22 protein-coding genes are annotated in these 21,857 nt (G+C 74.1%); 17 read left to right on the forward strand and 5 right to left on the reverse strand.

Annotation, left to right across the window (positions count from 1 at the left end; genetic code table 11):
- Window positions 1-106 precede the first annotated feature (106 nt).
- From FJQ56_RS18675 to FJQ56_RS18685, 3 genes are all read left to right on the forward strand, one after another.
- Window positions 107-964, forward strand: a complete 858-nt coding sequence (locus FJQ56_RS18675; RefSeq protein WP_140011127.1) for a sigma-70 family RNA polymerase sigma factor — start codon at window positions 107-109, stop codon at window positions 962-964.
- A 139-nt stretch (window positions 965-1,103) separates the two neighbouring features.
- Window positions 1,104-1,766, forward strand: a complete 663-nt coding sequence (locus tag FJQ56_RS18680) for a nucleotidyltransferase domain-containing protein (protein ID WP_170215473.1) — start codon at window positions 1,104-1,106, stop codon at window positions 1,764-1,766.
- Between the two features lie 106 nt (window positions 1,767-1,872).
- Window positions 1,873-2,166, forward strand: a complete 294-nt coding sequence (locus FJQ56_RS18685) for a hypothetical protein (protein WP_140011129.1) — start codon at window positions 1,873-1,875, stop codon at window positions 2,164-2,166.
- Window positions 2,167-2,245: 79 nt separating this feature from the next.
- Here FJQ56_RS18685 and FJQ56_RS18690 read toward each other — a convergent pair whose 3' ends face one another.
- Entirely contained in the window at window positions 2,246-2,803 is a 558-nt protein-coding gene (locus tag FJQ56_RS18690; protein ID WP_140011130.1) for a type 1 glutamine amidotransferase domain-containing protein, read from the reverse strand.
- Window positions 2,804-2,866: 63 nt separating this feature from the next.
- Entirely contained in the window at window positions 2,867-4,651 is a 1,785-nt protein-coding gene (malQ, locus tag FJQ56_RS18695) for a 4-alpha-glucanotransferase (protein WP_140011131.1), read from the reverse strand.
- 69 nt (window positions 4,652-4,720) lie between these two features.
- On the opposite strand from malQ, the gene FJQ56_RS22270 reads away from it, so the two are divergent.
- From FJQ56_RS22270 to FJQ56_RS18725, 7 genes are all read left to right on the forward strand, one after another.
- Window positions 4,721-4,894 (forward strand): hypothetical protein, encoded by a 174-nt coding sequence (locus FJQ56_RS22270; protein WP_170215474.1) that lies wholly within the window; start codon window positions 4,721-4,723, stop codon window positions 4,892-4,894.
- A 226-nt stretch (window positions 4,895-5,120) separates the two neighbouring features.
- On the forward strand, window positions 5,121-5,477 hold the full coding sequence (locus tag FJQ56_RS18700) for a Rieske (2Fe-2S) protein (protein WP_140011132.1): 357 nt from the start codon (window positions 5,121-5,123) through the stop codon (window positions 5,475-5,477).
- Between the two features lie 22 nt (window positions 5,478-5,499).
- Window positions 5,500-6,564 carry an NAD-dependent epimerase/dehydratase family protein gene (locus FJQ56_RS18705; RefSeq protein ID WP_140011133.1) on the forward strand — a complete coding sequence of 355 codons (1,065 nt, stop codon included), beginning with the start codon at window positions 5,500-5,502 and terminating at the stop codon, window positions 6,562-6,564.
- A gap of 71 nt (window positions 6,565-6,635) precedes the next feature.
- Window positions 6,636-8,945 carry a catalase gene (locus FJQ56_RS18710; protein ID WP_140011134.1) on the forward strand — a complete coding sequence of 770 codons (2,310 nt, stop codon included), beginning with the start codon at window positions 6,636-6,638 and terminating at the stop codon, window positions 8,943-8,945.
- On the forward strand, window positions 8,942-9,385 hold the full coding sequence (locus FJQ56_RS18715; protein WP_140011135.1) for an SRPBCC family protein: 444 nt from the start codon (window positions 8,942-8,944) through the stop codon (window positions 9,383-9,385). Before FJQ56_RS18710 ends, FJQ56_RS18715 begins: the two co-directional genes overlap by 4 nt.
- A 7-nt stretch (window positions 9,386-9,392) precedes the next feature.
- Complete coding sequence (locus tag FJQ56_RS18720; protein WP_140011136.1) at window positions 9,393-10,994, forward strand: phytoene desaturase family protein; 1,602 nt, start codon at window positions 9,393-9,395, stop codon at window positions 10,992-10,994.
- 118 nt (window positions 10,995-11,112) lie between these two features.
- Window positions 11,113-13,272: a SpoIIE family protein phosphatase gene (locus FJQ56_RS18725; protein ID WP_140011137.1), complete on the forward strand. Its 2,160-nt coding sequence runs from the start codon at window positions 11,113-11,115 to the stop codon at window positions 13,270-13,272.
- Between the two features lie 139 nt (window positions 13,273-13,411).
- Here the strand turns inward: FJQ56_RS18725 and FJQ56_RS18730 are convergent, their stop codons facing one another.
- Window positions 13,412-13,720 (reverse strand): STAS domain-containing protein, encoded by a 309-nt coding sequence (locus FJQ56_RS18730; RefSeq protein WP_140011138.1) that lies wholly within the window; start codon window positions 13,718-13,720, stop codon window positions 13,412-13,414.
- 123 nt (window positions 13,721-13,843) lie between these two features.
- On the opposite strand from FJQ56_RS18730, the gene FJQ56_RS18735 reads away from it, so the two are divergent.
- Both FJQ56_RS18735 and FJQ56_RS18740 read left to right on the forward strand, forming a co-directional pair.
- Window positions 13,844-15,286: an ATP-binding SpoIIE family protein phosphatase gene (locus FJQ56_RS18735; RefSeq protein WP_140011139.1), complete on the forward strand. Its 1,443-nt coding sequence runs from the start codon at window positions 13,844-13,846 to the stop codon at window positions 15,284-15,286.
- Window positions 15,276-15,926, forward strand: coding sequence for a response regulator transcription factor (locus FJQ56_RS18740; RefSeq protein WP_140011140.1), 651 nt, complete (start codon window positions 15,276-15,278; stop codon window positions 15,924-15,926). The genes FJQ56_RS18735 and FJQ56_RS18740 overlap by 11 nt, the downstream gene beginning before the upstream one ends.
- 4 nt (window positions 15,927-15,930) lie before the next feature.
- On the opposite strand, the gene FJQ56_RS22275 is transcribed toward FJQ56_RS18740, so the two are convergent.
- Window positions 15,931-16,092, reverse strand: coding sequence for a hypothetical protein (locus tag FJQ56_RS22275; RefSeq protein ID WP_170215475.1), 162 nt, complete (start codon window positions 16,090-16,092; stop codon window positions 15,931-15,933).
- A gap of 84 nt (window positions 16,093-16,176) precedes the next feature.
- On the opposite strand from FJQ56_RS22275, the gene FJQ56_RS18745 reads away from it, so the two are divergent.
- From FJQ56_RS18745 to FJQ56_RS18760, 4 genes are read left to right on the forward strand one after another with little or no spacing between them, the layout of a single operon-like run.
- A complete protein-coding gene (locus tag FJQ56_RS18745) occupies window positions 16,177-17,298 on the forward strand; it encodes a glycosyltransferase (RefSeq protein WP_246084250.1) in 1,122 nt (373 codons plus the stop codon).
- On the forward strand, window positions 17,295-18,368 hold the full coding sequence (locus FJQ56_RS18750; RefSeq protein ID WP_246084251.1) for a glycosyltransferase family 4 protein: 1,074 nt from the start codon (window positions 17,295-17,297) through the stop codon (window positions 18,366-18,368). Before FJQ56_RS18745 ends, FJQ56_RS18750 begins: the two co-directional genes overlap by 4 nt.
- On the forward strand, window positions 18,365-19,369 hold the full coding sequence (locus tag FJQ56_RS18755) for a glycosyltransferase (protein WP_140011142.1): 1,005 nt from the start codon (window positions 18,365-18,367) through the stop codon (window positions 19,367-19,369). Before FJQ56_RS18750 ends, FJQ56_RS18755 begins: the two co-directional genes overlap by 4 nt.
- Window positions 19,366-20,175 carry a glycosyltransferase family 2 protein gene (locus FJQ56_RS18760; RefSeq protein ID WP_140011143.1) on the forward strand — a complete coding sequence of 270 codons (810 nt, stop codon included), beginning with the start codon at window positions 19,366-19,368 and terminating at the stop codon, window positions 20,173-20,175. Before FJQ56_RS18755 ends, FJQ56_RS18760 begins: the two co-directional genes overlap by 4 nt.
- Window positions 20,176-20,189: 14 nt before the next feature.
- Here FJQ56_RS18760 and FJQ56_RS18765 read toward each other — a convergent pair whose 3' ends face one another.
- Window positions 20,190-21,431, reverse strand: coding sequence for an SGNH/GDSL hydrolase family protein (locus FJQ56_RS18765; RefSeq protein ID WP_140011144.1), 1,242 nt, complete (start codon window positions 21,429-21,431; stop codon window positions 20,190-20,192).
- Window positions 21,432-21,554: 123 nt separating this feature from the next.
- Between FJQ56_RS18765 and FJQ56_RS18770 the strand changes: the two genes are divergently transcribed.
- Window positions 21,555-21,770 (forward strand): hypothetical protein, encoded by a 216-nt coding sequence (locus FJQ56_RS18770; protein ID WP_140011145.1) that lies wholly within the window; start codon window positions 21,555-21,557, stop codon window positions 21,768-21,770.
- Window positions 21,771-21,857: the final 87 nt, after the last annotated feature.

Below are 21,857 nucleotides of genomic sequence, written 5' to 3' on the forward strand. Positions count from 1 at the left end.
CCGTCGGATCAGGCGAGGGCTCCACCCGCGGCCCCGCCCTTCCTCTTCGTCGAACCCAGCGACGACCCTGGTCTCCGGAGTGTGTGCCATCGAAGCCTGCGACGTCATGCCACCGCCTGCCGACCTGCGTCTCGTCCCGTCACCGGCCCGTCCCGGCGCCGACCAGCAGACCTCGCGCGCCGAGCGGTCCCGGCTGACCGCCGAGCTCCTGGGTCGTGTCTTCGCCACCGCGGACGCGGCTGAGCGCGCCGACCTGCTCGACCGGGTCGTGGTCCTCAACTGCCGGGTCGCCGACGCCGTCGCCTCGCGCTACCGCGACCGCGGAGTTCCCCTGGAGGACCTGCAGCAGGCGGCGTACGAGGGGCTGGTCAAGGCCGTCCACCGCTTCGACCCGGCGCACGCCGACGACCTGCTCACCTTCGCCGTGCCGACGATCCGCGGCGAGGTGCAGCGCCACTTCCGCGACCGGTCGTGGATGGTGCGCCCGCCCCGCCGCGTCCAGGAGCTGCAGTCGCAGACCAACAGCGTCATCCCCGCGATGCGCGACGAGCTCGGCCGGGAGCCCACCGACGCCGAGGTGCGGGTCCGGCTCGGCATCGGCGCCGCGGAGTACGCCGAGGTGGTGACGGCGTTCGGGTGCTTCTCCCCGTCGTCCCTCGACCGCCAGGTCGGCGACGACGCCGGCTCGGCGACCATGGGCGACCTGCTCGCCGACGACGGCGACGAGCACGACGCCCTCGAGGCCCGCGTGCTGCTCGAGCCCGCCGTGCGCGACCTGGGCGAGCGCGACCAGCGGATGCTGTTCCTGCGGTTCTACGAGGAGCGCAGCCAGCGCGAGATCGCCGACGAGCTCGGCCTCACGCAGGCGCAGGTGTCGCGCCTGCTCGAGCGGGTGCTGCGCACGCTGCGCTGGGCCGTCGAGCCCGACAGCCGCCCGCGCAGCCACCAGGGCCGCAGCGCCTGAGCCGGCGCACGTAGGCGTCGCCCGTCGGTGCGAGGTCAAGGTCGGGTATCTAAAAGCATCGTTAGATATACTATTAGATATGGACCTAACTGATCCGACACGCGCCGTGACACCCACCTTGGATGGCACGGTGCTGGCGGTGCTGGCAGCTGCCGGCCGGCCGCTCACGGTGGGCCAGGTCGCGTCCGAGGCGGCTCGGGGCTCCGAGATCGGCATCCGACGCAGTCTCGCGCGGCTCGTCGATCAGGGCACGGTCCGGGCCACGCTGATGGGACGAAATCAGGTCCATGAGCTCAACCGCGAGCACGTTGCTGCTCAGGTCGCCGTGCTGCTGGCCGGACTGAGAGTCGAGCTGTGGGAGCGGTTCCGGGCCGAGTTGCGGTCCTGGAAGGTCGCTCCGCTCTACGCCGCCGTCTTCGGGTCCGCAGCGCGCGGCGACGGCGACGTCGACAGCGACATCGACCTGCTGGTGGTGCACCAGGTGTTCCCCGGCGAGAGGAGACCGACGACCGCGCGTGGCGACCTGCGAGCCCAGGTCGCTGACGCGGCCGGTGCGGTGACCCTGAGCGCGGCTGATCGAGACGCGGACAAGCGTTGGGAGGGCCAGCTCGCTGAGCTGCACGACCGGGTCGCGCGGTGGACCGGGAACCCCCTGCAGATCGTCGACCTGTCCTTCTACGAATGGCGCCACCCGCCTCAGGAGTATCAGCCGCTGCTGTCCGACGTCCGGCGTGACGGGATCGAGCTGGTCAAGATGCGCGGCCTCAAGATCTGGCCCACAACCTCGCCCGCCGATGGCTAGGCCTCGGACCCGAGCAGCCGACAAGGAGAACGCACGGACGCGCGCTCGAGCGGCCGCTGCCTACCTCGAGGTCGCCGAGCTCATCCTCGATGACGATTCGGCCGCGATGCCCGGAGTCGCGGCGGGCCTCGCTGTGCTTGCGGGTATCGCAGCGTCCGATGCGATCTGTGCTCGGCGACTTGGTCTGATCCACCGCGGCGATGACCATCGGGCAGCGTCTGAGCTCCTGGCCACTGCCACCCCCGATGGGGCCAGGCTGTCGCAGACGTTTCGTCGTCTCATCGACATCAAGGATGAAGCCCACTACGGGCTGACGCTCGTGTCCTCGCGCAAGGCGCACGACTCCGTCCGCTGGGCGCAGGCCCTGGTGGCTCGAGCGGCCGAGGAGCTCGAGCGCTGAGCCAATGACGGCAGGCGGTCGGCTACCCCGACCTCGCGAGGTCGGCCGTCGACGGTGAGGCGCAGCGAGGGCACGGCCGCTACTGCGCGAACGCGGCGGCGGCGGCCTCGACGAAGGCGTCGAGGTCGTCGGGGTCACGGCTGGTGACAAGGGTCCAGTCGTTGGCCGGGCAGGTGAACGACTCCTCGTCGACCCAGGTGCCGCCGGCGTTGCGTACGTCGGTCTCGAGGGAGGCGTAGGACGTCAGCGTCTTGCCGTCGAGGACGGCGGCCTCGACCAGGAGCCAGGGGCCGTGGCAGATCGCCGCGATCGGCTTGCCGGCGTCGACGAACGCCTTGACCAGCGCGACCGCGTCCTCGTCGAGGCGCAGGGCGTCGGCGTTGGTGGTGCCGCCGGGGATGACCAGCCCGTCGTAGTCGGCGACGTCGGCGTCGGCCACCGCCAGCTCGGCGGTGAAGGTGTCGGCCTTCTCGACGTCGTTGGTGAACGCCTGCACCTCACCCGTCTCGGGTGCGATCAGCGTGGTGGCCGCGCCAGCCCGGCCGAGGTCGTTCCACGGCTGCTCGAGCTCGGGCTGCTCGACGCCGGAGTTGTGGACGAGGAATGCGATCTTCTTGCCGGTGAGGTCCGTAGCCATGATCCGACGTTGTCAGCCGACGCGGTCCCGTCCTCCACCCCCAGGGAGAGGAAGCGTCCCGGACTATCCACCCGCGGGGGTGATCGTGACCCCCGCGGCGCGGAGCAGGGCGGTCGGGCCCGGGTGGTCGGCGAGCTCGTCGACCGGCACCGGCAGCGGCACCCGCCAGTTGTCGCGCTCGGTGGTGCCCGGCACGTTGGGCCGGCGCTGCTCGCCGACGGCGTCCTCCAGCGAGAACGAGAGCAGCAGCGACGGCGCCCGCCCCAGCTGGGCGTACGCCGCCGCGACCGCCTCCTGCCCCCCGGCGCCGGTCGCGAGACCGTCGCGGCGCAGTCGGCCGAGCAGCTCCTCGCGTCCCGCGCGGACGTCGTCCTCGGCCATGTCGGACGACTCGAGCTGGTCGTCGACGTCGGAGCCGTTCCACAGGCCGGTGACGGTGGGCAGGTCGTGGGTCGTCACGGTGGCCAGCGACCCCGGCAGCCACGCGGCGGGGTCGTCGTCCTCGAACCACAGCACGCGATAGCTGAGGATGCCCCGCTCGGCGAGCGCCTCGGCGACCCCGTCCTCGACGGTGCCGAGGTCCTCGCCGACCACGACCGCCTGCGCGCGGTGCGACTCCAGGCAGACGATGTCGAGCAGGTCGTCGGCCGGGTAGCGGACGTAGCAGCCCTCCTGCGGCCCGCCACCGTCCGGGATCCACCAGAGGCGGAACAGGCCCATCACGTGGTCGATCCGCAGCCCGCCGGCGCCGGCGATGGTGGCGCGCACCGACTGCACGAACGGCTCGTAGTCGGCGGCGCGCAGCCGCCACGGCACGAACGGCGGCGAGCCCCAGTCCTGGCCGACCGAGTTGAGTGCGTCGGGCGGGCACCCGACGGTGATGCCGTCGGCCATCACGCCCTGCCAGGCCCACGCGTCGGCGCCGCCCCCGGAGACACCGATCGGCAGGTCCTGGATCACGGTGAGGTCGCCGGTCGCCGCGCGCAGCTGCTCCGACAGCAGCCACTGCAGCCAGGCCTGGAAGGTGACCTCGTCGGCCCGCTCGTCGGCGAGGCGTCGTACGGCGTCACCGCGCGGGTCGTGCAGCGGCTCGGGCCAGTCGTGCCAGTCGGCGCCGTGGTCGGCGGCCAGCACCATCCAGGTCGCGAACTCCTCGAGGGCTCGACCCTGCTCGGCGCGCCACGCGTCGAAGAGGTCGTCGTCGGCCCGCTCGTCGAACCGGGCGCGTAGCACCCGCAGCGTGTGGGTCCAGGCCGCGTCGCGGTCGATGCCGACCACCGGGACCGCGGGCGGCTCGTCGACGTGGAGGTAGACGGGGTTGCGGAAGCGCCGGGTGGCCGGCAGGTAGGGGCTCGTCTCCAGGGGCAGCACCGGCGCCACGGCGTGCAGCGGGTTGACGACCAGGAACCCCCCGCCGAGCGACTCGGTCCACTCGCGCAGCGTGCGCAGGTCGGCGAGGTCGCCGACGCCGGCGCTGTGCGTCGAGCGGGCGGCGTACAGCTGCACGGCCCAGCCCCACCGCTGCTCGGGCGGCACCCAGCACCGGCCGGGCGACACCACGAGGCGCCGCTCGACGCCGGCGTCGGTGACCAGCACGTGGTAGCCGAACGGCAGGTCGTCGGGCACGAGGTCGTCGAGCCGCGCGGTGCCGCCGTCCTCGAGCCGGACCTCGCCCACCAGGCCCGTACGACGTCCGCGCCGGGTCACCACCGGCGCGGTGGTCTCGAGGTCGGCAGGCGGCTCGCCCATCACGGACAGCACCCGCGCGACGGTCTCGTCGGGGGAGTGCTGGGGCTGGTCGTCGGCGTCGACCCAGTCCTGCTGGACGATCTGGCGCTGGTCGGTCATGGCGACATGGCTACCACGGCCACCTCCGGGATGGTTCGGGACCGGCCCCGGCCTGCGCACCCTGGGGGCATGACCCCACGCGAGCCCGGAGACATGTTCGACCACGACGAGCGCCCCACGGTCGACCAGCCGCTCCACGGCGAGCGACGGTCCACGATCAAGCCGCTGGCGCTCACGGTCGCGGTCTTCCTGGTCCTGGGGGTCCTCTACTGGCTCGGGACCTTCCTGATCAACGCCAAGTGAGCGGCGCGCGTCGCCCTGCGGGGTGAGGGTGGTGCCCTCGGCAACGGGCACCGGTCCCTGTCACTGGACGGGACCTCGAGCTCCATCCACGCTGACCGGGGTCGGCTCGGCATCGCTCCCCCAGAGCGGTGGCCGGGCTGGCACCTGGGGCGGGAGTCGTCGGTCGAGGGGACGCCACCTCAGCGGAGGAGCCGCCCGGAGGGGCTGGTGGGGCAGGCTCGAGGACATGCCCTCTCCGCACCGCATCGCGTCGCGCGACCTTCCTCCCGGTGCCGTCCGCCGGGCCGGACCCTGGGCGGTGGGCAACCGCGACGGCGAGGTCTTCGCGGTCTCCCGGCGGTGCCGGCACCAGCTCGCGGACCTGTCCGGCGGCAGCATCGATGCCGACGGCTGCTTGGTGTGCCCGTGGCACCAGAGCACCTACGACGTCGAGACCGGCGCGATGGTCCGGGGGCCGCAGGGCTTCCTGGGCCTGCACCGTCGGATCCCGGGCTACGACCGGGCGGTCCGGGCCTACGCCCAGGTGCTGCGGCTGAGGGTCGGCCGGGCCCGCCACGACGGCGACGACGTCGTCGTCGACTGAGCCGACCGAGAAGAGACCCGACATGCGCATCGTCATCACCGGAGCCAGCGGCAACGTGGGCACCGCCCTGGTCCGCCGCCTCGCCGGCCACCACGACCTCGTGGGCGTCGTACGCCGTCCGCCGACCGACCCGGAGGGCTCGCTCGCCGAGGTGGAGTGGGTGGCGGCCGACCTGGCCGACGACACGGCCGTGGCCGTGCTGCGCCGGGCGTGCGCCGGCGCGGACGCCGTCGTCCACCTGGCGTGGGGGTTCCAGCCCTCCCACCGTCTCGACCTGATGGCCGAGACCGGCGTCGGCGGCACGGACCGCGTGCTGACCGCGGTGGGGGCCGAGTCCGTGCCGCACCTGGTCCACATGTCGTCGGTCGGTGCCTACTCGCCACGCCAGGACTCCCGTCCCGTGACCGAGGAGTGGCCCACCGCGGGCGTGCCGTCGTCGCCGTACAGCAGCCACAAGGCCGCCGCCGAGCGGCTGCTCGACCGGTTCGAGAGCGACCACGCCGCCACGGTCGTCACCCGCCTGCGTCCTGGCATCATCGGTCAGCGAGCGGCCGGCAGCGCCCTGCTGCGCTACGGGCTCCCGGCCCTGGCGCCGGCGGCGCTCGTGCGGCTGCTGCCGTTGCTGCCGGTCGACCGCACCCTCGAGATCCCGTTCGTGCACGCCGACGACGTCGCCGACGCGGTCGCGCGCGCCCTCGAGGCCGGAGCGCCCGGGGCGTTCAACCTCGCAGCCGAGCCCGTGCTGACCGTCGAGCACATCGCCGCGGCGCTGGGCGCGCGCCACGTGCACGTGCCGGCCCCGGTGGTGCGGGCCGCGGTGGCGGGCAGCTGGCACGCCCGCCTGCAGCCGCTCGACCCCGGCTGGATCGACCTCGCGTTCAGCGTCCCGCTGCTCGACTGCTCGCGCGCCCGCAGCGAGCTGGGCTGGGAGCCGACCGTCGACGCCGTCACGGTGCTCGACGAGGTGGTGGCGGGCATGGCCGACCGGTCGAGCCGTCCCACGCCGGCCCTGCGGCCGCGGACCCTCGTCGACCTGGCGCGCCGGTTCGTCACCGACGGTCCCGTCAGCTCGCGACGCCTCCCCTGAACTGGTGAGAGCGAGTCGGGGCGACCGGGTACCGGGCGGCGTACACCCACCCCCGCCCCCTGGGAGCACCCATGACCCCGCCCAAGCCCGCCGACGTCGCCCGCAAGGCCAAGGACGCCGTCGAAGGCGCCGTCGACAAGACCATCGACAAGGCGCACGAGCTGGTCGACCCGCTCGCGCCCGGCGTACCCGGCCCCGAGGCACCGTCGCTGGAGGAGCCCACCGAGCCGCGCGAGCCACTGCCGCCCAAGCCCGACCAGGGCACGCCCCTGCCGGCCACCCCGACCGGCGAGCCCCTGGCCGCCGAGCCGACCGACTTCGCGCAGCGCGGCGCGTTCCTGACCACCTCGTCGGGCACCCGGCTCGCCGACACCGACCACTCGCTCAAGGCCGGGCCCCGCGGTCCGACGCTGCTGCAGGACCACCACCTGCGCGAGAAGATGACCCACTTCGACCACGAGCGCATCCCCGAGCGGGTCGTGCACGCCCGCGGCGCCGCGGCCCACGGCACGTTCGTCGGCTACGGCACCGCGACGCCCGTCTCGCACGCCGGGCTGTTCGCCGAGGGCAAGGAGACCGACGTCTTCGTGCGGTTCTCGACCGTGCTGGGCTCCAAGGGATCGGCCGACACGGTCCGCGACACCCGCGGCTTCGCGACGAAGTTCTACACCGACGAGGGCACCTGGGACCTGGTGGGCAACAACATCCCGGTCTTCTTCATCCAGGACGGCATCAAGTTCCCCGACGTCATCCACGCCGCCAAGCCGCACCCCGACCGGGAGATCCCGCAGGCCCAGAGCGCCCACGACACCTTCTGGGACTTCGTGTCGCTGCACACCGAGGCCCAGCACCACACGATCTGGAACATGTCCGACCGGGGCATCCCGCGCTCCTACCGCACCATGGAGGGCTTCGGCGTCCACACCTTCCGGCTCACCAACGCCGAAGGCGCCACGTCGCTGGTCAAGTTCCACTGGAAGCCCGTGCTCGGCGTCCACTCGCTGGTGTGGGAGGAGGCCCAGCTGCTCAACGGCATCGACCCCGACTTCCACCGTCGCGACCTCGCCGACGCCATCGAGGCGGGTGCGTTCCCCCAGTGGGAGCTGGGGATCCAGGTCTTCGAGGACAACCCGGAGCAGACCTTCGACGGCATCGACCTCCTCGACTCGACCAAGCTCGTCCCCGAGGAGCTCGCTCCCGTGCAGCCCATCGGGCGGCTGACGCTCGACCGCAACGTGACCAACTACTTCGCCGAGACCGAGCAGGTCGCCTTCCACCTCGGCCACCAGGTGCCCGGCATCGACGTCACCGACGACCCGCTCCTGCAGGCCCGTCTCTTCTCGTACGTCGACACGCAGCTCAGCCGGCTCGGCGGCCCCAACTACAACCAGCTGCCGATCAACCGGCCGCACGCGCCGGTCAACGACCAGCTGCGCGACGGACACGGCCAGCAGGCCGTGCACGGCGGCGTGGCGCCGTACAAGCCCAACTCGATGGACGGCGGCTGCCCGTTCTTCGCCGGCGCCGAGGACCGCGGGTTCATCGACAGCCCGGTGCGCGTCGCCGAGGGCAGCAAGGTCCGTGCCAACCCGGCGTCGTACGACGACCACTTCAGCCAGGCCCGGCAGTTCTGGCTGAGCATGAGCCCGGTCGAGAAGGACCACATCATCAGCGCCTACACGTTCGAGCTGAGCAAGGTCTACGAGCAGACGATCAAGGAGCGGCAGCTGCTCTCGCTGGCCAACATCGACCCGGTGCTGTGCCAGGAGGTCGCGACCGGTCTCGGCCTGCCCGCACCCGAGGCGAGTCTCGAGCTCGTCGACCTGCCGCCCAGCCCCGTGCTGTCGCAGGTCGGTGGCGAGTGGCCCGCCGACGGGCGGATGGTCGGCATCGTCGTCGACGTCGAGGACCCGAGCAGCCTCGAGGGCCTGCGCTCGTTGCGCCAGGCGGTGGACGCTGCGGGCATGGTGCCGCTCGTGGTCGCCGTACGCGGGGGCGAGATCGACGGCCAGCCCGTGCAGCGGACCTTCGCCGCCGGCCGCTCGGTCGAGCTCGACGCGCTGCTCCTCGCCGGGTGCCCGGCCCCCGGGCCGGACGCCCTCGTGGCCCGCGACGTCAAGGCCGGCGGCACCGGTGCGCCCGGGCTCGACCCGCGGGTCGCGCTCCTGGTGCAGGAGTGCTTCCGCCACGTGAAGGTCATCGGTGCCTGGGGTGCCGGGTCCGACGCGGTCGTCGCGGCCGGCGTCGACGCCGACGCGGCCGGCATCGTCACCGGTGACGGACCCGAGGACGTGCTGGCCGGGGTCCAGGCCCTGATGGCCGGTCACCGGGTCTGGGAGCGGTTCGCGACGTCGCCCGCCGTGACAGGCTCACCCGCATGAGCACCAAGAACCGCGTGATCCAGGCGACCCCCGCCCAGGTGTGGGACGTGCTGTCCGACGGCTGGCTCTACCCCGTGTGGGTGGTGGGCGCGTCCCGGATGCGTGACGTCGAGGAGCACTGGCCCTCGGAGGGGGCCAAGTTGCACCACTCGGTGGGGGTGTGGCCCGCCCTGATCGACGACGACACCGAGGTGCTCGAGTCGAGCCCGCCCGCCCTGCTACGGCTCCGGGCACGGGGGTGGCCGGCGGGTGAGGCCGAGGTGGTGCTGCGCATCCAGGCCAGCGGCGAGGGCTCCGAGGTGTCCATCACCGAGGACGTCGTCGCCGGCCCCGGGCTCGCCATGCCCAAGCCGCTGCGCGACCTGCAGATCGGCCTGCGCAACACCGAGACCCTGCAGCGCCTGGCCTACATCGCGGAGAACCGGCGCCAGGCGCCGTGACCGTCCGATGACGAAGCACGACGCGGTGGTGGTCGGCGGCGGGCCCAACGGGCTCGTCGCCGCCAACCACCTCGCCGACGCCGGCTGGTCGGTGCTGCTCCTCGAGGCCCAGGACGAGGTCGGCGGGGGTGTGGCCAGCGACCGCGAGCTGCACCCCGACTTCGTGCACGACACGTTCAGCGCGTTCTACCCGCTGTCGGCGGCCTCGGTGGCGCTGACGTCGCTGGAGCTCGAGAGGCACGGGCTGCGGTGGTCGCACGCCCCGGCGGTCCTGGGCCACCCGCTGCCCGACGGCCGGTGGGCGATGCTGCACCGCGACCGCGAGGTGACGGCTCGGCTGATGGACGACCAGCACCGTGGCGACGGCCAGGCCTGGCTCGACCTGTGCGGCACCTGGGACCGGATCGGCGACCCCCTGGTCGCCGGTCTCACCGGGCCCTTCCCGCCGGTCCGGGCCGGGGTCCGCGTGCTCGCAGCCCTGCGCGGCGCCGGCGGGCTCGACCTGGTCCGGACCCTGCTCACCCCTGCCAGCTCGCTGGGGCGGCACCGCTTCGGCGGGGACGCCGCCGGCCTGCTCGTCAGCGGCAACGCCGGGCACGCCGACATCCCGGTCGGCGCACCGGGATCGGGACTGTTCGGCCTGCTGCTCACGATGCTCGGCCAGACCGTCGGCTTCCCGGTGCCGGTCGGCGGTGCCGGCGAGCTCGCCGCGGCGCTGCGCCGCCGCTTCGAGGCCGCCGGCGGCGAGGTCGTCACCGGCGCGACGGTCACCTCGGTGGTCGTGGAGCACGGTCGCGCCAGCGGCGTGCGCACGCAGCAGGGGGATCGCCACGACGCCCGCCACGCGGTCGTCGCCGACGTCTCGGCCCTGCACCTGTTCGGCGCCGACGGGTGGGAGGGGCTGCTCCCCGAGCCGCACGTGCCGGCCCGCATCCGCCGCGGGATGAGGTCCTTCGAGCTCGATCCCGGCACCGTCAAGGTCGACTGGGCACTGTCCGGGCCGGTCCCGTGGGCCAGCCCCCCGCCGTACGCCGCCGGCACGGTGCACGTCGCCGACTCGGTCGACGAGATAGCCCTGTCCCTGGCGCAGGTCGCCGCCCACGCGATCCCCGCGGAGCCGTTCCTGCTGACCGGCCAGATGACGACCAGCGACCCGACGCGGTCACCGGCCGGCACCGAGTCGTTCTGGGCCTACACCCACGTGCCGCAGTCGGATGCTCCCGTGACCGACGCCGGCGACGGCTCGGTGCGCGGGGTCTGGGACCGCGACGACTGCGAGCGGTTCGCCGATCGCATGCAGGCCCGCATCGAACGCCTCGCCCCGGGGTTCGGCTCCCGTGTCATCTCCCGCCGGGTCCTCGGGCCCCGCGAGCTCGAGGCCCGCAACGCCAACCTGGTCGGCGGCTCCCTCAACGGGGGCACGGCCCAGCTCCACCAGGAGCTGGTGCTGCGTCCGGTCGCCGCGATGTGGGGGCGCCCCGAGACGGGGGTGCCCGGGCTCTACCTGGGCTCGGCCTCGGCCCACCCGGGCGGCGGGGTCCACGGTGCCCCCGGGCACAACGCCGCCCGCGCTGCCCAGCTGCACCGGCGGGCTCGCCTGCGCCGGTGATTCCTGCGTGGCTGCCACCCGCAGGGACACCCCTTGGGGTGAGTGATCTGTCATGGCCCGCGACCCGGCATAGGTTATTTCGACTGCGCACCCGCGTGGTGGAGTGCGAGGAGAGTCGATGTCAGCAGGTCTGCAGGCCGAGACCGTACGTCGCCAGGCACCGGCTGCGGTGCTGATGGTCGACCTGACGACTCGTCAGGTCGTGCACGTCAACGGTGTGGCGACCGAGCTCGCTCCCGGGGTGACCCTCCCGGTCCACCTCGACGAGTGGTCGGACGCGGCGTCCCTGCGTGACCTCGACGGCGCCGAGCTGTCCGAGACCTCACACCCCCTGTCGCGGGTGGCCCGCGACGAGCCGGTGCTGGGCCAGGCGGTCTCGGCCGCACGTCGCAGCGCCCTGGGCGAGCGGCGCGAGCCGCTGTGGGTCGTCGCCCTCCCTCTCGTCGACGCCCCGGTGCTCCACGACCACGCGCTGGTGGTGCTGATCCCGCTGGTCGAGGCCGCCATCGACTCCCTCCCCTCCGACCTGGCGGCGGTGGCCGACGACGCGGTCGGTCTCGCGGCCGCCGGCCTGGAGGCCAGCGACCTGGGTGGCGACCTGCGCGACCGGGCCCTCGGCGCGACCGCCCTGGCGTTCACCGTCGCCGACGCCCTCGACCCCGAGCAGCCCCTGCTGTGGGTCAACTCGGCCTTCACCGCCACCACCGGCTACGGGCGCGACGAGGTGCTCGGCCGCAACTGCCGCTTCCTGCAGGGACCCGAGACCGATCCGGTCAGCCGCGGCCATCTGCGTGACGCCATCGACCGCGGGGTGTCGGCGTCCATCACGCTGCTCAACTACCGCAAGGACGGCTCGGAGTTCTGGAACCAGGTCGACCTCAGCCCGGTGCGCGACGCCGAGGGCCGGGTCGCCCACTTCGTCGGCATCCAGACCGACGTGACCGTGCGGGTCGAGGCCGAGCTCGAGGCACGCCGCGCGCTGGCCGCCGAGCAGGAGGCCCGCGCCGACGCCGAGGCGACCCGGACCCGGCTCTCCTTCCTGGTCGAGGCGGTCAACCGGCTCAGCGGCACCCTCGACGTCGCCGAGTGCGCCGACCGGCTGCTCGGGCTCGTCGTCCCCTACCTGGCCGACTGGGCCCTGCTGGTCCACGACGACCTCAGCGGGGCGCCGGCCTCGACGGTGAAGGGCCGGCACCGCGACCAGCGCCGTCAGGGCGAGGTCGACGCCCTCGCCGCCGTCCTGCCGCGGGCGCTGCTCGACGGCGGGGTGGCCGACGTCCTGCTGGGTGAGAGCCAGGTGCGGATCATCGGCGGCCTCGACTCGACCGACAGCCTCGAGGAGCGGGCGGGCTACCTGAGCGACCTGTCCGTCACCGACCTCACCCGTGCGCTCGGCGGACGGGAGGCCCTCCTCGTCGCCCTGCCCGGTCGCTCGACCAACCGTGACGTGCTGATCCTGGTGCGCACCGGCGAGCGCAAGGCCTTCGACGACACCGACACGACGACCGCCCTCGACCTGGGTCGTCGGGCCGGGCTGATCCTCGACAACGCCGCGCTCTACCAGGCCCAGGCACGGATCGCCGAGGTGCTGCAGCGCAGCCTGCTGCCCGAGCTCCAGCCGGTCGCCGGTGTCGACGCGGCCGCGCGCTACCAGGCCAACGAGCGGGGGGCCGAGGTCGGCGGCGACTTCTACGAGCTCCTCGACCTGGGCGAGGCCGGGCTGGCGATCGCCGTCGGCGACGTCACCGGCCACGACATCCTCGCCGCGGCGGCCATGGGCCACCTCAAGGGTCTGCTGCGGGCGGCCGCCCACGAGCGTCACCAGCGCCCGGCGGCCGTCCTCGAGCACGTCGACCACCTGATGCTGGGGCTGGGCATGCCCACGCTGGCCACCGCCGTCTTCGCCCACGTCGCCCCGCTCGCCGACGGGTGGCGCCTGACCTGGAGCAGCGCCGGACACCCCCCGCTCATCGTGCGTGACGCCGACGGGTCGGTCACCGCGCTCGACGTCCACCACAACGACCAGCTCCTCGGGCTCGCCGAGACCGCGCGCACCCAGCACTCGGTCGACCTCGGCCGCGGCGCCACCGTGCTCGCCTACACCGACGGCCTGATGGAGCGACGTGGCGAGATCTTCGACGTCGGCCTGGGCCGGCTGGTCGACCTGGTCACCAGCGGACCCGACGACGCCGAGGAGCTGTGCGACCACCTGATCGCCGGCACGGCCGACGGCCCCCGCGACGACGACACCGCCCTGCTCGTGGTGCGGCTGCCGTAGGTCCGCTAGGTCACCGCTCTCGGGGCGGTGAGCTGGCGACCGTTGCGGGTCGGCTGCGGGGGTCTCGAGGCTCAGGCCTGGCGGCCTTCGCACCTCGACCGACGTGGGGGCGAGGCGGCTGGCCCGGGTCGGCGGGCGGTCAGCCGGCGCGGTGGGGGAGGGCGCAGACCTGCAGCACCCGCTGGGCGATGGTGCCGTCGGCGGCGACCAGCTCGAGGGGGTGCTCGCCCGTGCCGCTCTTCTGCAGGGCCTGGGCGAGCACGCCCACGGCGGCGCTCGGCAGGTAGTCGACCGCGCTGAGGTCTACGGCGAGCGGTCGCGCGTAGGACCCGGTGTGCGTCTCGATGGCGTCCCGCAGCTCCAGCGAGGTCTCCTCGTCGAGCTCGCCGGTCACGATCAGTGCCTGCCGGGTGCCGTCGTACGTCGCGGCGAAGGATGCGTTCTCCACGGCAGCACACTAGTGGGAAGCCCTATCGCCTGAGGGGTGAGCCCACGCAATCCACCCCTTGACACCGTGAGAGAGTTCGCGTCGCCCCGGCGCTCTCACCCACCCCCGCACGTCAGGAAGCCCGTGACCGACGACATCGACGACTTCACCGCGGCCTTGCAGGACCTCGTCCTGCCCGCGAGCGTTCCGGTGCTGCCCGGGATCGACCTCGCCGCCCGCTTCTCGGTGCCGGCGGCACCGGGTGAGGCCACCGGCGCCTGGTTCGACGTGGTCGTCCTGCGACAGGGTCGCGTCGCGCTGACGATGGGCCAGGTCCCCGGCAGCGGGCTCGCCGTCGTCGCCTCCGCCGCGGCCGTCAGCGCCGTGCTGCGGGCCGGCCTGCTCGACCAGGAGGACGTCGAGGCCGCGCTCCGGCTCGCCGACGCCTACGCCCGCGCCTCCACCGACGTGCGCGGCACCTCGGCCGTCGTGGTCGTCCTCGACCCCACGGGCGGGCGCCTGTGCTACGGCACGGCCGGACACTCGGCCCCGCTCATGGCGGTCTCCGCCGGCCCCACCCACCGACTCCCGCGCACCGGCACCGGCCCCCTCGGATCGGCGGCCCGGATCGTCTCCGCCGAGCTCGCCATGACCCCGGGTGCCCTGCTCGTGCTCGACTCCACCACCGAGGCCGACGGGACGGCCACCGCGATGGCCGACGTCCTCGACCGCAGCCGGGTGGAGGGCGACGTGTCGGCCACCTGCGAGAAGTTCACCCGGCTCGCCGAGGTCGACGTCGTACGCGGCCCGCTGGCCGTCGTGCTGGCCGAGGCGCGGGCCGCCGACGTGGCCGACCTCGATCTCGAGGTGCCCCTCGGTGAGGGCGCCACCCTGCGCGCCCGGCGTGCCCTCGAGGCCTGGCTCGGCTCGCTCGGCGTCGTGGCGATGGACCGGCTCTCGCTGTCCCACGCGACCACCGAGCTGGTCGCCAACGCCGTGGAGCACGCCTACGCCCACCACGACGAGCCGACCGCAGCGGTCCGGGTGACCGGTCGGCAGGACGACACCGGCGAGGTGGTGGTCGAGGTGATCGACCACGGCCAGTGGCGCATCCCCAGCGACGACGTCACCCGGGGCCGCGGCCTCGCGATGGCGTCCGGGCTCGTCGACGACCTGACCGTCTCCAGCGACGCCGACGGCACCCGTGCCCGGCTGCGGCACCGCGTGTCCCGGTCGGTCCCGGTCGACCGGGTGCCGTTGACCTCGGACCTGCCCTTCGCGGAGCCCCTCGCGGTCACCCACACGGCCCTGGGCTCGCTGCGCCTGAGCGGCGTCGTCGGACACGACGACCTCGACGAGATCACCTACGCGCTGCTCCTGGCCTCACGCGGACGCACCCAGCCCGTCGACCTCGACCTCACCGAGGTCTCCGACATCTCCACCGGCGGGCTGCGGGTGCTCGACGAGCTGGTCCGCACCTCGGCGGACGAGAGCGCTGCTCGCGCCCCCGTCGTCCTGCACGTACGCCGCGGGTCGACACCCCAGGCCGCGCTCGAGCGGGCGGGGATCGACCACCGTGCCTCCTGAGCCCGTGACCCGCGCAGCGGCGCCGGTGCGGATCGCCCTGGCCCCGGATGCCCCGATCGTGGCCGCGGGCCTGGCCGCCATCGTCGCCGGCGAGCTCGACATCGCCCTCGTCGAGCTGCCGACCGAGGGCGCCGGGTTCGCCGAGGTCGACCTGGTCCTCTACGACCCCGTCCACGAGGTGCCCGAGTCCCTGCGCGGCGTCGCCGCCTGGAACCGCCCGCCCCTCGTCGCGTTCTCGTGGTCGGTGCGGGCCGACACCGTCACCCGGGCGCGCGCCCAGGGGGCGATCGCGCTGCTCAGCAAGGACCTCGAGCCCTGGCGGCTGCTCCGGGCCCTGCGTGCCGTGCACCGCGGCGACCTCGCCGGCTTCACGGTGACCGTCGACGACGACCTGCCGGCGCGGCGCCGCAGCCGGCGCCCCGACGGCCTCACCGCACGCGAGCTCGAGATGCTCGAGCTGATCACCCGAGGACTCAGCAACGAGGAGATCGCGAGCAGCCTCTACCTCAGCATCAACTCGGTGAAGACCTACATCCGCACGGCCTACCGCAAGATCGGGGTCAACCGTCGCCCCCAGGCCGTGCTGTGGGGCGTCCACCACGGCTTCGGCGCCGACGCGTCGGTCGGCGCCCGGCGCTGAGGGCTCAGGCCCCGTCGGTGCCGTCGGCACCGTCCGTCCGGTTCGGCTTCTCCTCCGGCTCCTGCTCGAGGTCGTCCTCGATGCTCGCCGTGTCGATCCCCTCCTCGGTCGGGACACCGGGGGCATCGATCCGGGCGTTCTCCACGTCACGCGGGTTCGGGCTCATCGTCGGAGTATCCGCCCGCCCGGTGGGCCGGCCCGCCACCCGCGTGGGTGAGGGTGGCTCGCGCCGAGGCGGATACCAGGTGACGTGACCTCGACCCCTCTCGCGCGCGCCCGCGCGACCACCGTCGCCTCGGTGCCCTCGGGCCACGTCTACGTGCGCCACCTGGCGCCCGAGTCCGGCGACGGGCCGGTGCGCCTGCCGGACCCGCCGCCCCTCGGCGTACGCCGCCCCCCGAGCCAGCAGTGGTGGCCGCCGGCCATGCTCGACGAGGCCTGGGTCGACGCCCACGCGCACGAGATCGACGTGTTCCACCTGCACTTCGGCTTCGACGCCCTCGACCCCGCGCGCCTGGACCGGATCGCCTCCGCTCTGCGCCGCCACGGCGTGCCGCTCGTCTACACCGTGCACGACCTGCGCAACCCCCACCACACGGACCGCACCGCCCACGACGCCCAGCTCGACGTCCTGGTCGCGGCGGCCGACGCGCTCGTCACGCTCACCCCCGGCGCCGCGGCCGAGATCGAGCGCCGCTGGGGCCGCACGGCCCGAGTGGTGCCGCACCCCCACGTCGTCCCCCTGGCGGCGATGCGTGCCGCCCGCACGGCCCGGGACGTGCGCAGCCGGGCCCGCACGGACCAGCCGTTCCGGGTGGGCCTGCACCTCAAGAGCCTGCGTGCCTCGATGGCTCCGGAGCTGGTCCTGCCGACGCTCGTCGAGACGGTCGCCGACCTGCCCGGCGCCGTGCTGCAGGTCAACGCCCACCGCGACGTCCTGGGGAGCGACGGTCCCCGGCACGACGCCGACCTCGCCCGGCTGGTCCGCGGGTACGCCGACGCCGGCCGGCTCGAGCTGCGCGTGCACGACTACCTGTCCGACGACGACCTGCACGCCTACCTGGGCGGTCTCGACCTGTCGGTGCTGCCCTACCGCTTCGGCACCCACTCGGGCTGGCTGGAGGCCTGCCGCGACCTCGGCACCACGGTCGTGGCCCCGAGCTGCGGCTACTTCGCCGAGCAGGGCCCGGTGCTGGGCTACCGGCTCGACGAGGACGGCTACGACCCCGAGACCCTCGCCGCCGCCGTACGACGCGGACACGCGGAGCGGCCCGACTGGGGCGCTAGCGTGGCCCAGCGGCGTCGTCAGCGCGCCGACGTCGCAGCCGCGCACGACGACCTCTACCGCCGGCTCGTCGAGGAGGCACGGTGAGGATCTGCCTGGTCGCCTCGAGCCGGTTCCCGATCAGCGAGCCGTTCGCCGGTGGGCTGGAGGCGATGACGCACGGCCTGGCCGCCGAGCTCGTACGCCGGGGGCACGAGGTCACGCTCTTCGCGGCGCCCGGGTCCGACCCGGCCCTGCCGGTCTCGCACCTGGCCCCGGCCGCGTTCTCGGTCAGCGACCTCGCGATGACCGACGTCAACGCGCCCTCGGCGACCTGGCTCGCCGAGCACCACGCCTACCTGGACCTGATGCTGCGCCTGTCACGCGGGGGCGCCGCGGAGTTCGACGTCGTGCACAACAACAGCCTGCACCACCTGCCGGTCGCGATGGCGTCCTCGCTGGGCGTCCCGGTGGTCACCACCCTGCACACCCCGCCGCTGCCCTTCGTGGAGTCGGCGATCCACCTGGGGCCCGGCGCCGGGGCCTCGTCGTTCGTCGCGGTCAGCGACTTCACCTCGCGCTCCTGGGCGCACGTCGTCGGCAGCGAGGTCATCCACAACGGCGTCGACCTCGACCGGTGGCGCTTCGGTCACGGCGGTGGCCCGGCGGTGTGGTCCGGGCGCCTGGTGCCCGAGAAGGCCCCGCACGAGGCGATGGACGCCTGCCGGCTCGCCGGGGTCCCCCTCGTCCTGGTCGGCCCGGTCCACGACCGCGACTACTACCGCACCGAGGTCGAGCCGCGGCTGGGCCGCGGCATCGAGTACCGCGGGCACCTCGACCACCGCGAGCTCGCCCGGCTGCTGCGCACCGCGTCGGTCGCGGTCATCACCCCGGCCTGGGACGAGCCCTACGGGCTGGTCGCCTCCGAGGCGATGGCCTCGGGCACGCCGGTCGCGGGCTACGCGCGCGGCGCGCTGCCCGAGGTGGTCGGCCCCGACGGCGGGGTGCTCGTCACGCCCGGCGACGTCGAGGCGCTGGCCGCTGCCGTGCGCACCGCTCGCCGCCTCGACCGGGCCGCCTGCCGTCGCCACGCCGAGCTCACCTGCTCCATCGAGCGGATGGTCGACGACTACGAGCGCTGCTACCGCGCGGTCGTGGACGGACCGGTGGCCGCGTGAGCGCCGGCGCGGGCACCCGCCCCGGGGACGTCGTCGGCTACTACGTCCACCACGTCGGGCGGGGCCACCTGCACCGCGCCACCGCGCTCGCCGAGCACCTGGCCGCCACCGGAGGCCCGGCCCTGACCGGGCTGTCGTCGCTGCCGCGGCCCGCTCGATGGCCCGGCGACTGGGTCGAGCTGCCCCTCGACGACGGCGACGAGCCCGCCAGCCCCACCGCGCGCGGACGGCTGCACTGGGCGCCGCTGCACCACGACGGCCTGCGGGATCGCAGCGCGGCGGTGTCGGCGTGGATCGCCCGGGCCCGGCCGCGGGCCGTCGTCGTGGACGTCTCGGTCGAGATGGTGCTCCTGGTCCGGCTGCACGGCGTGCCCGTGGTGTCGGTGGTGCTGCCGGGCCGGCGGGACGACGCCCCGCACCTGCTGGGCTTCGAGGCCGCCGACGAGCTCGTCGGCTTCTGGCCCGCGCAGGCCCACGACATGCTGCACGGGGTGCCGTTCGAGACGAAGGACCGGCTGCACTGCGTCGGCGCGCTGTCGCGCTTCGCGGTGGCCGAGTCGTCGCAGGACGCGCCACGCCGGACCGGACGGCACGCCGTGCTGCTGGCCGGCGCCGGCGGCCACGCGCCGCTGCCCGCCGCACCCGGGGCCTGGACCTGGACGGTGCTGGCGGGGGACGGCTGGGTCGAGGACCCCTTCTCCCTGCTGCTGTCGGCCGACGTGGTGGTGACCCACGCCGGTCAGAACGCCCTGGCCGAGACGGCGGCGGCGAGACGGCCCGCGGTCGTCGTACCCCAGGCGCGGCCGCACGACGAGCAAGCCACCACCGGCAGCGTCCTGCGTGAGGGCGGCTGGCCCGCCGTGGTGCTCGACGCCTGGCCGACCGACGACGAGGCGCTGGAGAAGGCGGCCGTGCTCGACGGTCGCGACTGGGCGGGCTGGTGCGACGGGCGGGCCGTGGACCGGTTCGCCGAGGTCGTCCTCGGGGTCGTCGCCCGATGAGGGTCGCCGTCGTCACCATCGCGCACGGCCGCCGGCACCACCTGGCCGGGCAGCACCGGATGCTGGCCCTCGGCAGCCGCCGTCCCGACCTCTACACCGTCGTCGCGATGGGCGACGAGGCCATCGTGCCGCTCGAGGACCACGGCCTGGCCCGCGACGTCGTCCGGATCGAGGTCGGCGCCCACGGCCTGCCGCTGTCGGCCGCGCGCAACCTCGGCGTCGCGCACGTCGTCGCGCAGGGCGCCGACGTGGTGATCCTGCTCGACGTCGACTGCCTGCCCGGGTTCGACCTCGTGGCGGCGTACGCCGACGCCGCGCTCGCAATGCCCGGTCGACTGTGGTCCGGCCCGGTCACCTACCTGCGCCCCGGTGCCGCCGTCGACCACCCCGCCGAGCTGGCGGCGCTCGACCGTCCCCATGCCGCCCGGCCGGCCCCACGACCCGGCGAGATGCTCGTGGCGACCCGTCCCGAGCTGTTCTGGTCGCTGTCCTTCGCCCTGACCCCCGCGACGTGGCAGCGCACCGGTGGGTTCGACGAGGCCTACGTCGGCTACGGCGGCGAGGACACCGACCTGGCCCGACGGGCCACCGCGGCGGGCGTGGAGCTGTGGTGGCTGGGCTCGGCCCGCGCCTACCACCAGCACCACGCGGTGAGCTCCCCGCCCGTGGAGCACCTCGACGCGATCCTGCGCAACGGCCGGCTCTTCCGCGACCGCTGGGGGGAGTGGCCGATGCTGGGGTGGCTCACGGCCTTCGAGGAGCGCGGCCTGGTCCGCCGCGAGGGCGACGACTGGGCACGGGCCTGACGTCGGCTCAGACGTCAGCCCAGGCCCTTGACGACCGCGTCGGTGAAGCCGGGCAGCGTGGTGAGCTGGACGGCGAACTTCTTCGCACCCGACGGCGCGAGGTGGATCGCGTCGCGGCTGTCGCCGTCGCTCCACCACGCCGAGAAGTCCTTGACCTCGAACAGCGGCACGTCCTTGTCGCCGGCGAGCTCGCGCGCCATGGCCTGGCGGCGGGCGTCGTAGTTCCTGCCGGCCTTCTCGAGGTTGGCCTGGTGGACCGGGCTGTAGGGCAGCTCGAACGCGAGCACCGTGGTGCCGGCGTCGCGCAGGATCTTGACGGCCTCGTCGAACTGCTGCTGGCCGTCGGGCACCACGGTCGGGAACCCGGGGAAGCCACGCCGCATCCGCTCGTCGGAGACCGCCTTGGCCTTGGCCTTGGTCACGCCGGGGTGGATCATGAAGCCGTCGGAGCGCAGCCGGCTGCCGGGATCGATGTAGAGGCTGGTCTGGGGCTTCTTGCCCTCGAGGGCCCGGGCGACCTGGTCGCCGCCGGAGCGGAAGCGGGTGCGCAGGTCGGACCGGTCCTTCTCGCAGGCCGCCGCGTCGGCGGCGGACCAGTTGCTGCTGGCCGGCCGGTCGCATCCCTCGACCATCGAGGAGAACGGCGAGTGGGCGCCCTCGGTGTTGTAGAACGAGTCGTGCTCGCCGGCGCGGGTGGTGATGCCGAGCAGTGCGACCTTGGGCACGTGGTCGATCTTGACGAGGTAGCGCGCCAGCATGGCGTTCATGCCCCAGCGCGCGCGGCTGCTGGCCCCGTTGAAGGTGACCACGTCGCGCCCGGCCTTCTTCGACAGCAGCGCGCCCAGCACCTGGGGGTCGACCCCCTGCTGGACCATCGAGTCGCCGAAGAGGACGACGTCGGGCACGGGCCCGGCCTTGACGGCGTTGGTCATCGTCTCGAACGCGCCACCGTGGGCGGGGGCGGTCGGCAGCATGCCCTCGTCGACGAGGCGCTGGAGCTGGTCGTCGGTGACGCCGGCGGCCAGCGGCACGTCGAACTCCATCTTGGGGAAGTCGTCCTTCGGCGGCGTCGTCTCGGGGACGTCGGTGTCGACGACCTCCGGGTCGGGGCTCGCCGCAGCGCCCGAGGAGGGGCCGTCGGAGGGGTCGGGCCGCGATGATCCGTCGCCGGAGCAGGCGGCCAGGGACAGGGCGAGGGCCAGCCCGGATGTCGCTGCGACGAGGCGACGCGTCGTGGGCGTACGAAGCAGGCGCATGGGCGCGACCCTAACCTCGGCGGGCGACGAATCCGTGATCGCGGACGCCGTGCGGCGGGGCCGCACGGCCCGCCCGGGGGGACGGTCGCGGTGTGGGACCACCCGGGATGGGACCCTGGGCGGATGCAGAGTCGAGGTGGCGGTCTGGTCGGTCTGGTCGTGGTGGTGTGGTTGGTGATCGGGGTGCTCGCCGCCTACCAGCGCGGCTACTTCGGCGAGGACCGCGACGTGTCGTGCAAGACCTTCGGTGACACCGCCCTGACCATCGTCGCCGGTCCGCTCAACTACGTCGGGGTCAACCCCAAGGTCTCCTGCACGCTGCCGAAGCCGTCGCGCTAGGGGTGCCTGTCCCAGGGGGCGCGCGCAGGCCCCCCGGTCGGGTGAGGGTGCCGCGCCGCTGATCGGGCACCGGGTGTGGATCGCACG

Origin of the sequence: Nocardioides plantarum, assembly GCF_006346395.1 — a bacterium.
GTDB classification, from domain to species: Bacteria; Actinomycetota; Actinomycetes; order Propionibacteriales; family Nocardioidaceae; genus Nocardioides; species Nocardioides plantarum.

Coding starts and splice junctions, on each gene's coding strand:
- FJQ56_RS18675 (WP_140011127.1), top strand. CDS start 107: ATGCCACCGCCTGCCGACCTGCGTCTCGTCCCGTCACCGGCCCGTCCC.
- FJQ56_RS18685 (WP_140011129.1), top strand. CDS start 1,873: ATGCCCGGAGTCGCGGCGGGCCTCGCTGTGCTTGCGGGTATCGCAGCG.
- FJQ56_RS18690 (WP_140011130.1), bottom strand. CDS start 2,803: ATGGCTACGGACCTCACCGGCAAGAAGATCGCATTCCTCGTCCACAAC.
- malQ (WP_140011131.1), bottom strand. CDS start 4,651: ATGACCGACCAGCGCCAGATCGTCCAGCAGGACTGGGTCGACGCCGAC.
- FJQ56_RS22270 (WP_170215474.1), top strand. CDS start 4,721: ATGACCCCACGCGAGCCCGGAGACATGTTCGACCACGACGAGCGCCCC.
- FJQ56_RS18700 (WP_140011132.1), top strand. CDS start 5,121: ATGCCCTCTCCGCACCGCATCGCGTCGCGCGACCTTCCTCCCGGTGCC.
- FJQ56_RS18705 (WP_140011133.1), top strand. CDS start 5,500: ATGCGCATCGTCATCACCGGAGCCAGCGGCAACGTGGGCACCGCCCTG.
- FJQ56_RS18710 (WP_140011134.1), top strand. CDS start 6,636: ATGACCCCGCCCAAGCCCGCCGACGTCGCCCGCAAGGCCAAGGACGCC.
- FJQ56_RS18715 (WP_140011135.1), top strand. CDS start 8,942: ATGAGCACCAAGAACCGCGTGATCCAGGCGACCCCCGCCCAGGTGTGG.
- FJQ56_RS18720 (WP_140011136.1), top strand. CDS start 9,393: ATGACGAAGCACGACGCGGTGGTGGTCGGCGGCGGGCCCAACGGGCTC.
- FJQ56_RS18725 (WP_140011137.1), top strand. CDS start 11,113: ATGTCAGCAGGTCTGCAGGCCGAGACCGTACGTCGCCAGGCACCGGCT.
- FJQ56_RS22275 (WP_170215475.1), bottom strand. CDS start 16,092: ATGAGCCCGAACCCGCGTGACGTGGAGAACGCCCGGATCGATGCCCCC.
- FJQ56_RS18760 (WP_140011143.1), top strand. CDS start 19,366: ATGAGGGTCGCCGTCGTCACCATCGCGCACGGCCGCCGGCACCACCTG.
- FJQ56_RS18765 (WP_140011144.1), bottom strand. CDS start 21,431: ATGCGCCTGCTTCGTACGCCCACGACGCGTCGCCTCGTCGCAGCGACA.
- FJQ56_RS18770 (WP_140011145.1), top strand. CDS start 21,555: ATGCAGAGTCGAGGTGGCGGTCTGGTCGGTCTGGTCGTGGTGGTGTGG.